The following is a 13251-nucleotide window of genomic DNA, read 5'->3' on the forward strand; positions in this document are numbered from 1 at the left end:
TTTGTAAATTTATAAGGCATTAACATCATAATTCATGAAACACTTTAAAATCACTTATCACTATGAAAAAATTATTACCACCAATCCTTCTGGGATTGACCATTCTTTCCCTAACAGCGTGTAAACATCCCGGAAAAGAAGCTGAAACCATTACCGCTGCTGCACCCGAAAACACAGACGAAATTTTCAAAGATGTGTATGTTGACAGCTATGGAGAAAAGATAGAAGTAACGATCAACAACACTAAAAATACCGCAACTATACATTTAAACGGTAAAACTTTTGACCTTAAAAAAAGTGATGCTTTACCTGAGTATACAGCCTCCAATGAAGAGTATCAATATTCTGATATTAAGGGAAATATAACTTTTCTTAAAAAGAATGTAGACATGGTTCTGTTCCATCTTAAACAGGCAAAAAAAGAGTCTGGCCCCGCAAAAATGGCATCGTATTAGCATAAGGAATAGCATTCATCTTAAAAAAATAAGCATTATGAAAAGTTTATATTACTATTTATCGGCACTTGTTATTGCAACATTTCTTGTTGTTTCATGTAAAACACAAAACGCACAAAAAGCGACTCCTGATATTACTGGAAAAACATGGAAACTGACAGAGCTTAACGGGAAACCGATTGATCTTAAAAATCCTAAAAACAATCCTTATTTCAAACTTGATATGAATGGAATGAGATATGAAGGCCACGCCGGATGTAACGGATTAGGAGGAACTTTCGAGATCAAACCTGAAATCATGAGAATAAAATTCCATCAGGGAATGTCTACTATGATGGCTTGTGAAGATCTGGATATTGAAAACCAGTTTACAAAAGCTATCCTTGCTGCGGATAATTACTCTGTAAATGGAAATACTCTTACTTTAAACAAGGCAAGAATGGCTCCTTTAGCCAAATTTGTTCTTCAATAATCGTATTTCACTTAAATAAAAAAAATAAAGACGCTTCATTTCTGAGGCGTCTTTTTTATGTGTTAGACTCTATTTCTTTTTGTTGTAAATAAAATAGCAGATCAGAAGGCTGATATTGACCAGAACAGCAAATCCATTGGATAAAATAATAGGCATTTCATCTTTTTTTATCCCGTACCAGACCCACAGCGAAAGTCCTGAAATAAGAACAAGAAGCATGACCAGAGAAATATCTTCTACATTCTTTTCTCTGATCACCTTTACAAGCTGCGGAATCATCGAAACAGAAGTAAGAAAACCGGCAATGATACCTAATATATTTTCGTCCATATATTTTATAGTTTTGAATCTTTACACTAAGATATGCTATTGAAACCTCTTTGAAGAAACTTCTTCGTGCAATGGGGTACCCTGTTCAATAAAATGGAACAGATCCCGTGAAAAATAGCATCCATTCAGAATACCACGTGCACCCATTCCATTAAAAACATACAAGTTATGCAATGTTTCATGTCTTCCAATGATTGGTCTTCTGTCTTTTACAGTAGGACGGAAGCCAAAATGTACTTCTTCCACTTCAAAATCATAGGGATAAAATTCAGAAAGCCCATTGACCAATTGAGTGACCGCTGAGTCATCAATATGATGATGAAGCTGATCTCTGTCGTAGGTTCCACCATAAAAATACAGCCCGTTTCCGGTTGGAAATAAGAAATGTTTCTTTTTAATGGTGATATTTTCCTGAATCGGTTGGGAAAGTTTTACTTTTATATGATGTCCTTTGTTGGGAATCACTGCTATTTCAGAAAAGTATGGATTATCTTTCACTCCCATTCCTTCACAGAAAATGATATTTTTGAAAGAAAAATCTTTATAAACCGATTCAGAAGGGTTCAATTGAGTATAATCGAATCTTTCTTTTACTAAATGATCATTTTTTTCCAAATAACTGAATAGACCACTAAAAAAACCATTAACATTAAGCCTGGCAGACTGATTCACCTTTCCCGTCTGAAAATCGTTTTTTACCCCATTTAAGCGATCAAAATTTCTATCAAGAAAAGCTGATAATTCTTCATTTCCTGATTTCTTTAACCAAAGATTCTGTTCATTCTCATCATGAAAAATTCTATGTATGGGAGCATTGATCAGGTAGTTTTCTCCGGTATAAGATTCTATTTCTTTAAGACTGCCTTTAAGAAAGTCTATTTGCTCCTGTGCTTTCCAGAATGTGGTAAATTTTTTAAGAACAACAGGATTGATAATTCCGGCTGAAACCTGTGAAGCACTTTTTCTTCCTTCAGAAAAGATCACAAAGGACTTATTGTTCTTAATTAGCTGATGAGCCAGAAAAAGTCCTGCATATCCGTCTCCTACAATAATATAATCTACATTTTTCATATGAGAAATTTCATTTATTTAAAGGTCATATATAACCGCCTATATCATTGATTATTGATTAGCAATAAGCAAAGGACGATTTCATAATAAAAAAAACCTGAGTAAAAATACTCAGGTTTTCTATAAATATCAAGTGAAATCTAGTAATTCCACATATCATTTTCCATGTCAAGAATCTGCGATTTGATTCTATCGCTTTCTTCCAGCTGTTCATCAGCATTTTTAGGAATATAGTCTTTGATAGTACCATCTCCTAAGCCGCTTGAAGACTTATAGATAATAGAAGAGAATCTTCTTGCATTGATGATATCATCAAAAGATAGATCGGCAGAAGAATTTTTTCTATTGAAAACATAATTGTTTGCTAAAATATCACGAGCGCTTGGATAATAAATCCAGAATAAGTCGATCAATTCATCGGCACCAGCTAAAGGCTGACCGTCAGGACCAATTCTTCCAACAGATGTAGGATCTGGCCCCATAGCTGCGATACCCAGAGGTCTGTATTTCATTTGACCGTCTCTCTTATCGATGAACCACATACCCATCACTTTAAGAACTTTTACTTTATCAGTTGTAGTTCTGATGATATCTGTTAATCTTTTTTTCTCGTCTTCTGTAAGTGTTCTTCCAGAGTTAAGAATATCGATCGCTTCTTCGTCAAGTCTTATACTTTCCAGTCTTTTCTGAATGGCTTCAGGTGTAAGTCTAGTCACAAAGTTTTCGTCATCATACACTTCCTTAATGTCACCTTTAAGAGCTCCATCAAGTAATAATTGATATAAAGATCTTGTAGAGCTAGAAAGAAGACCATCCGGATTGTCATAATAGAATGGCTGGTTGATCTTATCATTCATATCAATGATTTCCCAAACAAACATACTCTTGTAAATATCTTTGTCATCAACGAAACCATATTCAAGAGGCTTTACTTTATTGCTGATAACAGTATCCCCTGCTTTTCTCATAGATTCAGATCTCATTTGTCTAAATTCTTCGGGAGAAGCAGCATTCAGAATAGTCTGGGAAAATGCAAATCCCGAAACTAAAACTAAAAGGGTGCTAATATATTTTTTCATAATATGATTTTACAAATTAACCTTATTGTACATTAATAATTACAGGTGAAATTTCCTTAAGTCTCTGGTTACCCAATCCTGTAGCCGTAGCCTGAATATCATAGATCTGAACTACATCACCAGGTCTAAGGTTTCTAAGCATACCTTCTGCTCCTGTTAGTGAACTACCTTGAATCAGAGTACCTGCTTTTCCTGGAAGCTTGATAATGAAGCTATTTACAGTGAATGAAACAGGGAAGTCAAAATCAGGTAAAGTAGCGGATACAATCTGGTTAGGGATAGAACCTGCCGGCATAAAGTTTACAGCCTTACCTCTGATCTGACCCTGAGGTCTAGGAATATTCTTAATTCTGTATTCAAATACTTGAGAAACTGTCTTACCATATGGATCTGTTCCTGATAATGTTAACTTAACTACATTTCCTGTAGTAGGCGTTACATCCCATTTACCTGGACCTTTACCTTTTACAGTAGCTCCCGCAGCAGATAATGAAAGTTTGGAATTGTCAGCACCTAAGATTGATCCTGAAACAGGGTTCTCAAGTCCTCTATACATTACATTCATTTTATCAGCAGAAAGCAATAGTCCTTTTTCAAGTTTTACTTCTCTAGGTCCTGCGATTACATTATAAGTATGCGTCCAAGGGAAAGATTGTGGCTTACCTGTAGCATCAGTCAATGTAATTGTACCTCCTAATTTATGTTCACCAATTCCAGAACCTGAAATTTGTGTAATACCTTTACCATTTTCTACTTTGCTTACACCAGAGATGCTGATTTTATTGCTGTTAGAATAAGTTCCTAACATTACTTTTACTTCAGCTTGTTTTCCTGCCTGGATATCAACCGGACCTGAAACGATAGGTTCGTAGCTTGAGAATTTGATATTCGCATCTACTTTTTCCTGAAGTAATAGTGCCAATGCATCAGACTGAACGTTTCTGGCATCATTTTGGATAATCTCCAAATTAGATATTGCAGCAATTAGCGGCTGATGATAAAATTTATTCTGGAACCAAGTCTTTTCATTTGGAGAAGTCCCTTTAGGATACTCCGCAATAAGAGACTTGTTAGCTCTTGCCACTAAATCCTGTAACTGGCCATTGCTTCCAAAAGTAGCATTGATATAGTTTCTTACATCATCAATTTTAGCTTTCAGATCTAATGCATTCTTTGATGGAGTATTTTCATCTCCTTCTTTGAAGAAATATTCAGTAGTTGCTTCATTGTTGTTAAGTGCAGCAAAGTTTTCACTTACGTCAATATCTTTTCCGTCCTTATCTTTATCGTGAAACTCAGATTGTTTTTTTAACAAATCTTTGATATCCTGAGAAGATTTTACCAACGCATCAATTTTGATTTTCAGCACTTTGTACTGAGCCCAAGGCTGAGCGTAAGTATCCGGAACCTGCTGAGCTTTAGCTTCCAGCGTTCTTTCAAAGATCTTCTCGTTCTTTTTTTCTGTTAAAGTTCTGGTTTCATTCAATGCTCTGGTAGAGTCATAGTATGATCTGATGATTTCTGCATCAATATTTAGGGCCATCATCGCGATGAACACCAAATACATCAGGTTGATCATCTTCTGACGAGGGGTCTGTTTTCCTTGTGCCATTCTCTTTTCTTTGTTTTTTTGATTAAATAGTTAAATTTAGAAATGGTTAGGAATTAAGACTTCATAGCAGTTAACATACCACCATAAACTCTATTTAAGTTATTAAGATTAGAAGTTAAACCTTGTAGCTCTTGATTGAATTTCTCAGAGTGTTCTGCAGATTTCTGCATATCTGCTACATATTTGTTAGCAAATTCTGATTGTTTTTTACCGCTTTCAAGTTGCATTGCATAAAGAGCGTTCATGCTTTCCATATGCTGAGCAGCTTTATTTAATTGGTCATTATATTTATGAGTAGAAGCAGATACGTCAACAGTTTGATTGATCTGATCAACAGAGTTTGAAAATTTATCAATTCCTGTTCTTAATCTTTCAAATAATTGAACATCTAATCTAGCATCCTCAAGCATTTTGTCCAATTTGGTAGAAAGAGAATTTTCTAATTCTGCAAATTGAGCTGCAGCATTGTTATTTCTAGAAGATACATTAGAGTGTAATGGATTTGGGTTAGCATGCTTATCTAATAATTCAGGATAAACATTTTCCCAAGCATAAGACTCTTCAGATTTTGGAGGGTCAAATGCAAAAATGATAAAGATAATCGCCTCAGTAATAAGTCCCACGGTAAGAGCGATGTTACCGTTAATTGGTCCCAAGGTAATGTGAGTAATTTTAAGCCAAGCTCCAAGAATTACAATTGCAGCACCGAATGAATAAAAGAAATTCATCCAAGCATCTTTAGTCTTAAACATATTGAGTTAGTTTTTTTAATGTTAAATAAAATTGTTATTGAAAAATTGTCTGATTAATTTCTGTTAACTCTTCTTGGCTTAACAGCTGCTTCAGGAATATCCTGTACAGTTCTAAATCCGATATAGCTTCTTGCGGAATCTTTTCTTTCCCAATCTCTAGCACCTGTCATTAGTGCATATCCTATATCTTTCCAAGATCCACCTCTTACAGATTTCTTCGTATCTTTTTTATCCTTAGTAGAAGGATTTAATGTAGAAGTGAATCCAGCTGATGAATTGTTAAACGAAGATAATGTCCACTCAGAAACGTTTCCAGCCATATCAAATAACCCAAACCCATTTTTCTTAAATTTCTTAACTGGAGCTGTATATGTATAAGTACCTTTTTTCTCATCTTCCATGTAGTTACCTCTCTTCGGTTTGAAGTTAGCAAGGTAACAACCTCTGTCATCCATTAAATATGGACCACCCCAAGGGTAAGTAGCATTTTGCATTCCCCCTCTTGCAGCATATTCCCATTCAGTCTCTGTTGGAAGACGGAACACTAATGGTTTTTGTTTTTTTCTTTTTAAACTTTCGTTGTAATCAGATTTCAATTTAGATCTGAAGTTACAATAAGCCCTTGCCTGATCCCAGGTTACCCCAACAACAGGATAGTCTTTGTAAGCCTTGTGCCAGAAATACTGTTCAAACAATGGCTCATTGTAAGCAAAGTGGAAATCTTTTACCCAAACTGTAGTATCAGGATAGATCGCGATACTTTCGCTTTTCAGGTAATTAGCTCCTCTTTCGTTATCTGCAACAGCGGCATCCATATCTCCCCAACGGTAAGTATATTTAAGCTTGCTTACATCTAAAATTCTTTCGTTTCCAATTCTGGAAGAAGAAGGCAGATACAGAGATTCTAAAACTTCTGCGTATTCTACATCCGGATATTTTGTTGTGCTCCAGTGCAAAGGGATTTTCCAATCTAACCTTTTGCTGGCATCATAACTTCCGTCTTCCCGGCCACCCTGGCCCTCCATATATTCTTGATAAGGTGTTAAATTTTCTTCTTTTTTAGCAAGATATGCGTAATCTCCTATTGCAGCTCCTTTACGTCCGCCTTCATCACCACCTTCTCCGGCAGCTTCGGCAAGTAAAGTTCTCGCAATAGAGTCTCTTACATAGTTGATAAATACTCTGTACTCCGAGTTGGTAGTTTCTGCTTCATCCATGAAGAAAGAAGAAACAGTAACTGTCTTCAATGCTGCTTTTTCAGGAGTATTTGTTGGATCCTGGTCTGCTAAACCAGCAACAAATGAACCTGCAGGAATTGCGACCATTCCGTATGGTCTTTCCGCAACAAATGATTTAGTTTTTTCTCTTGGTATCAATTCTCCTTTTGTTCCTGGCTTCCCCACAGAAGAGCTGCCACCACCTGAACAAGATACCGATGCTACCGACGCAGACAATAATAAAAGAAATATCCTTTTCATGTTAATTTTTATAATTAAGCCGTAAATATATAATTTTTTTAAGAAACTTTTAAGATTTTTTTTGAAATAACGGAAGAAATCTAAATTTATTTTATTTACAACAACTTTTTATTCCACGGTAACAGATTTTGCAAGGTTTCTCGGTTGATCTACGTTTGCCCCTCTATATACTGCAATATAATAAGCAAGCAGTTGCAGAGGTACGGAAGCAACGATTGGTGAGAAACATTCTGAAGTTTCAGGGATTTCAATAACATAATCTGCCATTTCACTCACCTGACGGTCTCCTTTATTCACTACAGCGATAATTTTACCTTTTCTCGCTTTAATTTCCTGAACATTACTTACAATCTTATCATAGTGACCTTTTTTAGGTGCTATAATTACAATTGGCATATTTTCATCGATCAGGGCAATTGGACCGTGCTTCATTTCTGCAGCCGGGTATCCTTCTGCATGGATGTAAGAAATTTCTTTTAATTTTAATGCTCCCTCAAGGGCAGCCGGATAATTGTATCCTCTTCCTAAATAAAGGAAGTTTGTAGCTTTCACAAAGTCTTTTGCAATATTTTGAGTCAGCTCGTGGGTCGTATTCAGCACATCTTCAATTTTCTTAGGGATAGCATCAAGCTCAGCAATTAAGCTCATAAATTCAGCGTTTCCTAAGTTTCCGTTGTGTTTTCCTAATTTAAATGCAATTAAAGTAAGAATAGTAAGCTGTGCAGTAAATGCTTTTGTAGAAGCAACCCCAATTTCAGGACCGGCATGTGTATATGAACCAGCATCTGTAATTCTTGCAATTGAAGAATCTACAACATTACATATACCATATATAAATGCACCTTTTTCTTTTGCCAGTTTTAAAGCAGCCATCGTATCAGCTGTTTCTCCGGACTGAGAAATTGCGATCACCACATCTTTATCAGTAATGATTGGATTTCTATATCTGAATTCTGATGCATATTCTACTTCAACAGGAATTCTTGCATATTCTTCTATCAGATATTCTCCGATAAGACCTGCATGCCATGAAGTTCCACAAGCAATAATGATGATTCTGTTGGCATTTTTGAATCTCTCCACATGATCCCAGATACCAGCCATTTTGATAACTCCTTCATCTAAAAGAAGTCTTCCTCTCATTGTATCGTGTACAGATTTAGGCTGTTCAAAGATTTCTTTAAGCATGAAATGCTCGTATCCACCTTTTTCGATCTGCTCCAGGCTCATCTTAAGCTCCTGAATTTCCGGCTCAATTTTAGAGTTTTCATTGATGGTTCTGATATCTACTCCATTTTCAAGAGAGATTGTTGCCATATGTCCTTCTTCAAGATAAATAGCTTCTTTCGTAAATTCTACGAAAGGAGAAGCATCAGATGCAATAAAGTATTCTTTATCTCCGATTCCAATTGCCAGAGGAGAACCTAATCTTCCCACTACCAATACTCCTGGATAATCTTCGTGAAGTACAGTAATTGCATACGCTCCATATACTTCATTCAATGCATATCTTACTGCAGTCGGGAAATCAGTTTCAGGATTAATATCCATAAAATACTGAAAAAGGTTTACCAATACTTCTGTATCAGTTTCTGATTTGAAAGTAAACCCTTTTTCCGTAAGCATTGTTTTAATGGTATCATAGTTTTCGATAATACCATTATGTACAACTGCAATTTTTCCATTGTTTGACAAGTGCGGATGGGAGTTTCTGTCGCTTGGAACTCCGTGGGTTGCCCAACGGGTATGTCCCATTCCAATTTTAAACTTCCCTTTTAATTCTTTCGAAATATTCACCAAATCCTCAACTTTACCTTTTGTTTTTTCTACTTCCAGCTTGTTACCTGGACTTTCTAAAACAATTCCGGCACTGTCATACCCTCTATATTCTAATCTTCTAAGACCATTAATTACAATTTCGTAAGCGTCTTGAAAACCTGTATATCCTACTATTCCGCACATATTATATTTTGTCTAGTGTATTTTGTATTTATTGTATTTATTTTTTTGTAGCGTAAGTCACCATCAGCTGGATTCTTTTTGGATTGGTATTCGTTTTATCTATACCTGTCAAAATAACTCTGTTCATATCAAATGCTCTAGTTGTATTACGAACTCCTAAAAGGGTTCCTGTAGCATTTGTTGCAAATGTTCCAGCACTGATTACTAATGGTTTATTCTCAATTAACTTCCCATCACTATCTTTTACTCCTTCAACAAGATCCTTGATTGTTTTTGTTACTACAATATCATAGTAATCTTTATCCTTGTTGTAATTATATAACCCAAGTCCTGTTGATAAGTCTGATGTATATGCTAGCTTTGAGAAATCAATCGTATTGCTAACCAATGGATTCGTTAAAAGTGTAAACTTACGATCTTCTGTTGAGTTCGTATTCTTCCAGCTTAAAGGATCTACATATACTCTTATCTTAGCACTTAAAATACCTGCTTTCTTTTCAACATAGATCTTCTTAAGGTCTGCAATTGTCTCATCCTTAATTTTCATAACTACAGAAGGACCACCCATTCCCTGAATATAAAGCTTTTCATCACCTTCAGAAGAATTGCTTGCCGCTAAAGCATTAGCGACAGGAGTTCCGGCGTTGTTGTATTCATATAGTCCGATATGAGCATTAGAACCTCCTAGGTTGAAAACAAGATTTGTTTGTGGCCTTGTTGTTGTTCCGTTGTCAGTTTTATCATATTTATAATACATAATAAGCTGCAGGTCATTCGGAGAGAACTGATAAAGGTATTTATCTGTTTCATCTACAGAAATTTTTATTCCTTTAAAATATCTGATAAAGTTAGCAGCATCCTGAAGTTCAGGTTTTCCTTTTTTATCAAGGATATGAGTCTGGAAAAAGTTTGTATTGCTAAGCTTCATTCTGAATCCCAGGTTTCCTGTAAATACAACTGAGTTGTCAGATTTTTTAGTAATAGACAGGGAGTTAATGTTACCATCAAACACTCCTGATCCTAATAACTCACCAGTGCTTATACTCGTACCCGCATTGGAACGTTTGAACTTATCATCATTTGAATCTAAGAACGTAGTCACTTCGTGTACATTGATTTTCATTGATTTTGAACCACCGCCTATTTTACCGTATTTACGAACAGGATAAGTTTTCTTCTCAATTGAAACGGCTGTAGCCACTCCATCTACTGGAAAATCACTTTTCTCAAATGTATTTGTTTTTAATGAATCGCTTTCAAAGAAATAGGTATTCGCTGCAGTATTCGCTGGTGGTCTTACTACAAGAACAACAGAGTCTACTTTTGGATTGGCACCATTAAAATCATAATTATCTACCGGCATTCTCAGCTGAGTAACGTAAGATGCTCTCTGCATTCCAAACTGGCTTTCAGTAAAAGCTCCAAGAACACCAACATATGAAGCCGCACCTGATTCATTCACCCCGCTGATTAATCTGGCAGCATCACTTCTGATTGAATCATTGTTGCTATAATTGTATGCGATAACTGGATATGCAATTTCATTACCCTGTGCTGCATCATCGTTGAACAACTGTTCACCAAGAGAATCCGGATCCGGTTCACAGTTATAAAGGATTGTACTTCCGAAAATCGCCAATAAAAGCATGGCGAAGGTCCTTTTAAGATTATGAGTCATTAAAAATGTGTTTTTAATAAAGTTGATTTATAGAATCTATGTCAAGATATTCCGACTTCTCAGTAGAGGTTTCATTGAAAGCCTTATCCAGGTCTTCATCCAGAAACTCGTCACCTTTCACAACAGCATTTACATAGTTCATACTTTCGATAACAAAACTTTTAATTGTTGGGTTATCTAACGCTTTTAATCCTGAAATATTATCAAACTGTAGTTTTTCGTCGATCTTTTTATCCAGGTCTGCATCTTTCTCATTGTAAAGAGAAAGTACAATTTTTGCGTCTTTGAAATAAGTATCTGATTCGTAGTAAGTTTTAAGATAAATTGGAACAAAAGAAGCCATCCATCCATTCAAATGAATTACATCAGGTACCCAATTTAATTTCTTAATGGTTTCAATAACTCCTCTGGCAAAGAAAATAGCTCTTTCGTCATTGTCTTCGAAAGGAGTTCCTTCATCGTCAAAATAGTATTGTTTTCTTTTGAAGTATTCTTCGTTATCAATAAAGTAAACCTGAAGTCTTTCCCCCGGAAGAGACGCTACTTTAATGATAAGAGGCTGGTCCAGGTCATTGATAATAATATTCATTCCTGAAAGACGGATCACCTCATGAAGTTGGAATTTTCTCTCACTTATTTGTCCAAATCTTGGCATAAAAACTCTTACATCATTGCCTTCTTGGTGCATCTTAAGTGCCATTTTGTTTACCACTGCAGCCATATTGGTATCTTCCTGATATGGATACATCTCTGTAGTAATGTACAGTATTTTTTGATTCGGCATAAACTTTCTATCTAATTTTTGTAAAAATGCTTTAATGTGCAAAATTACAAAAAAACATCCAACATTATTTTAATTAACATTTTTTTACGAAAATTCCCTTTTCCAAATTATTAAAAGTGCATATTATTATACGATATTTTTAGTATTTTTGAAATAGCATTAAAATAAACTATGGAAGTTATAAAAAACAGGAAAGTCCTTCAGGATTTTATTGAAAGACAGAAAGAAATGGGGAAAAGAATTGGCTTTGCACCTACTATGGGCGCTTTACATAAAGGCCATCTTTCTCTGTATGAAGAGGCAAGAAAAGAAAATGACCTTGTTATTTCTTCAATTTTTGTAAATCCAACCCAGTTCAACAATTCTGAAGATCTTGAAAAATACCCAAGGGATGTTAACAGAGATATTCTTATTCTTCAAACTTCAGGTCTTGTAGATGCCGTTTACATCCCTGAGGTAGCAGATATCTACCCTGAAAAAACTGAAAGCCAGCGTTATGATTTCGATGGATTAGAAAATGAGATGGAAGGAAAATCCAGACCAGGACATTTTGATGGTGTAGGAACTGTTGTAGAAGAGCTTTTCAGACAGATACAGCCTGACAATGCTTATTTTGGAGAAAAGGACTTTCAGCAGCTTGCTATTATTAAAAAGATGGTAGATAAAAAGCATCTTTCCGTTAAAATATCAGGAGTTCCCATCTACAGAGCAGAAAACGGATTGGCATTAAGCTCAAGAAACCAGAGACTTCATGAAGACCGAAAAGAAGCTTCTAAAGTCATTTATGAGACTTTACAAAAAGTAAACGATTGGTTCAGAACCGTTACAATACCGGAAATAAAGGAAAGGGTAACAGATATTTTCGACAACCAACAGGGAATGAAGCTGGAATACTTCCTGATTGCCGATGAAAACACTCTGCAGGAAACTGACTTCTTCTATAAAGACAGAAAATTCAGAGCCTTTATTGTAGTAGTTGTGGATGGTGTAAGATTAATTGACAATATGCATTTAGATTAATATTATACAAGAACGCATACTTTTTATAAGATATAAACTCTGATGGCAACGTCAGAGTTTTTTTGATCTATTGTAATAAAAACCAATCAACCCAATCATTACAGGAGAGAGGAATAACACCACTGTGAACAGCAGAGTTACAATCTCTTGAACACTATTATTTTTGACTAAAAGCAATAGTAAACAAAAGAATTCAAAGCCCATCACAGCTCCTCCTCCTATGATATAACCATATGATCTGGTATCTTTAAATTTTATTTTCTCTTTATTGGATTTGATGTGAGCAACAATAACATGATATAAAAAGATTAAAAAGAATACTGCTGCGGACAATAATCCGGCAACTATCATCCATGCTAATTCCTCATCAATTATATTAATATCACTCATATTTTATGATCATTAGATTGAATACAAAAAAATCAAAGGCCTCCTGAAGGAAGCCTTTGAAACACCAAATCACAAAATATTAATATGAAAAAAATTTACTTTTCAGTAAACTTGTGACCCGGCTGGGATTCGAACCCAGGACCCATACATTAAAAGTGTATTGCTCTA

13 protein-coding genes are annotated in these 13251 nt (G+C 35.4%); 3 read left to right on the forward strand and 10 right to left on the reverse strand.

Translation table 11 applies throughout. From position 1 onward, the window contains the following. Positions 1–62: 62 nt before the first annotated feature. Together ACTJIP_RS21840 and ACTJIP_RS21845 are read left to right on the forward strand one after the other, a co-directional pair. Positions 63–455, forward strand: coding sequence for a multicopper oxidase domain-containing protein (locus ACTJIP_RS21840; protein ID WP_077413994.1), 393 nt, complete (start codon positions 63–65; stop codon positions 453–455). Between the two features lie 37 nt (positions 456–492). Continuing rightward, positions 493–927 carry an META domain-containing protein gene (locus ACTJIP_RS21845; RefSeq protein ID WP_440705094.1) on the forward strand — a complete coding sequence of 145 codons (435 nt, stop codon included), beginning with the start codon at positions 493–495 and terminating at the stop codon, positions 925–927. Positions 928–996: 69 nt separating this feature from the next. On the opposite strand, the gene ACTJIP_RS21850 is transcribed toward ACTJIP_RS21845, so the two are convergent. The 9 genes from ACTJIP_RS21850 to ACTJIP_RS21890 all read right to left on the reverse strand — a co-directional run bounded on the left by ACTJIP_RS21850 (position 997) and on the right by ACTJIP_RS21890 (position 11673). Further along, positions 997–1257 carry a SemiSWEET transporter gene (locus tag ACTJIP_RS21850; RefSeq protein ID WP_077413992.1) on the reverse strand — a complete coding sequence of 87 codons (261 nt, stop codon included), beginning with the start codon at positions 1255–1257 and terminating at the stop codon, positions 997–999. A 36-nt stretch (positions 1258–1293) separates the two neighbouring features. Then, entirely contained in the window at positions 1294–2328 is a 1035-nt protein-coding gene (locus ACTJIP_RS21855; protein ID WP_077413991.1) for an NAD(P)/FAD-dependent oxidoreductase, read from the reverse strand. A gap of 140 nt (positions 2329–2468) precedes the next feature. Next, positions 2469–3407, reverse strand: a complete 939-nt coding sequence (gene gldN / locus ACTJIP_RS21860) for a gliding motility protein GldN (protein WP_077413990.1) — start codon at positions 3405–3407, stop codon at positions 2469–2471. Between the two features lie 22 nt (positions 3408–3429). Continuing rightward, a complete protein-coding gene (locus ACTJIP_RS21865) occupies positions 3430–5019 on the reverse strand; it encodes a GldM family protein (RefSeq protein WP_077413989.1) in 1590 nt (529 codons plus the stop codon). A gap of 53 nt (positions 5020–5072) precedes the next feature. Next, positions 5073–5771, reverse strand: coding sequence for a gliding motility protein GldL (gene gldL / locus ACTJIP_RS21870; RefSeq protein ID WP_047382408.1), 699 nt, complete (start codon positions 5769–5771; stop codon positions 5073–5075). A 53-nt stretch (positions 5772–5824) separates the two neighbouring features. Further along, positions 5825–7249, reverse strand: coding sequence for a gliding motility lipoprotein GldK (gldK, locus tag ACTJIP_RS21875; RefSeq protein ID WP_047382406.1), 1425 nt, complete (start codon positions 7247–7249; stop codon positions 5825–5827). A gap of 108 nt (positions 7250–7357) precedes the next feature. Then, positions 7358–9211, reverse strand: a complete 1854-nt coding sequence (glmS, locus tag ACTJIP_RS21880; protein ID WP_077413988.1) for a glutamine--fructose-6-phosphate transaminase (isomerizing) — start codon at positions 9209–9211, stop codon at positions 7358–7360. 37 nt (positions 9212–9248) lie between these two features. After that, on the reverse strand, positions 9249–10889 hold the full coding sequence (locus ACTJIP_RS21885; protein WP_440705095.1) for a DUF4270 family protein: 1641 nt from the start codon (positions 10887–10889) through the stop codon (positions 9249–9251). A 13-nt stretch (positions 10890–10902) separates the two neighbouring features. After that, a complete protein-coding gene (locus ACTJIP_RS21890) occupies positions 10903–11673 on the reverse strand; it encodes a glycogen/starch synthase (protein WP_180565211.1) in 771 nt (256 codons plus the stop codon). 171 nt (positions 11674–11844) lie between these two features. Between ACTJIP_RS21890 and panC the strand changes: the two genes are divergently transcribed. Beyond that, a complete protein-coding gene (gene panC / locus ACTJIP_RS21895; protein ID WP_180565210.1) occupies positions 11845–12693 on the forward strand; it encodes a pantoate--beta-alanine ligase in 849 nt (282 codons plus the stop codon). Positions 12694–12744: 51 nt separating this feature from the next. Here the strand turns inward: panC and ACTJIP_RS21900 are convergent, their stop codons facing one another. Further along, positions 12745–13083 (reverse strand): hypothetical protein, encoded by a 339-nt coding sequence (locus tag ACTJIP_RS21900; RefSeq protein WP_077413984.1) that lies wholly within the window; start codon positions 13081–13083, stop codon positions 12745–12747. Positions 13084–13251 lie beyond the last annotated feature (168 nt).

The sequence above is a fragment of the Chryseobacterium sp. 22543 genome (assembly GCF_052044565.1).
Classification (GTDB): domain Bacteria; phylum Bacteroidota; class Bacteroidia; order Flavobacteriales; family Weeksellaceae; genus Chryseobacterium.

Coding starts and splice junctions, on each gene's coding strand:
- ACTJIP_RS21840 (WP_077413994.1), top strand. CDS start 63: ATGAAAAAATTATTACCACCAATCCTTCTGGGATTGACCATTCTTTCC.
- ACTJIP_RS21845 (WP_440705094.1), top strand. CDS start 493: ATGAAAAGTTTATATTACTATTTATCGGCACTTGTTATTGCAACATTT.
- ACTJIP_RS21850 (WP_077413992.1), bottom strand. CDS start 1,257: ATGGACGAAAATATATTAGGTATCATTGCCGGTTTTCTTACTTCTGTT.
- ACTJIP_RS21855 (WP_077413991.1), bottom strand. CDS start 2,328: ATGAAAAATGTAGATTATATTATTGTAGGAGACGGATATGCAGGACTT.
- gldN (WP_077413990.1), bottom strand. CDS start 3,407: ATGAAAAAATATATTAGCACCCTTTTAGTTTTAGTTTCGGGATTTGCA.
- ACTJIP_RS21865 (WP_077413989.1), bottom strand. CDS start 5,019: ATGGCACAAGGAAAACAGACCCCTCGTCAGAAGATGATCAACCTGATG.
- gldL (WP_047382408.1), bottom strand. CDS start 5,771: ATGTTTAAGACTAAAGATGCTTGGATGAATTTCTTTTATTCATTCGGT.
- gldK (WP_047382406.1), bottom strand. CDS start 7,249: ATGAAAAGGATATTTCTTTTATTATTGTCTGCGTCGGTAGCATCGGTA.
- glmS (WP_077413988.1), bottom strand. CDS start 9,211: ATGTGCGGAATAGTAGGATATACAGGTTTTCAAGACGCTTACGAAATT.
- ACTJIP_RS21885 (WP_440705095.1), bottom strand. CDS start 10,889: ATGACTCATAATCTTAAAAGGACCTTCGCCATGCTTTTATTGGCGATT.
- ACTJIP_RS21890 (WP_180565211.1), bottom strand. CDS start 11,673: ATGCCGAATCAAAAAATACTGTACATTACTACAGAGATGTATCCATAT.
- panC (WP_180565210.1), top strand. CDS start 11,845: ATGGAAGTTATAAAAAACAGGAAAGTCCTTCAGGATTTTATTGAAAGA.
- ACTJIP_RS21900 (WP_077413984.1), bottom strand. CDS start 13,083: ATGAGTGATATTAATATAATTGATGAGGAATTAGCATGGATGATAGTT.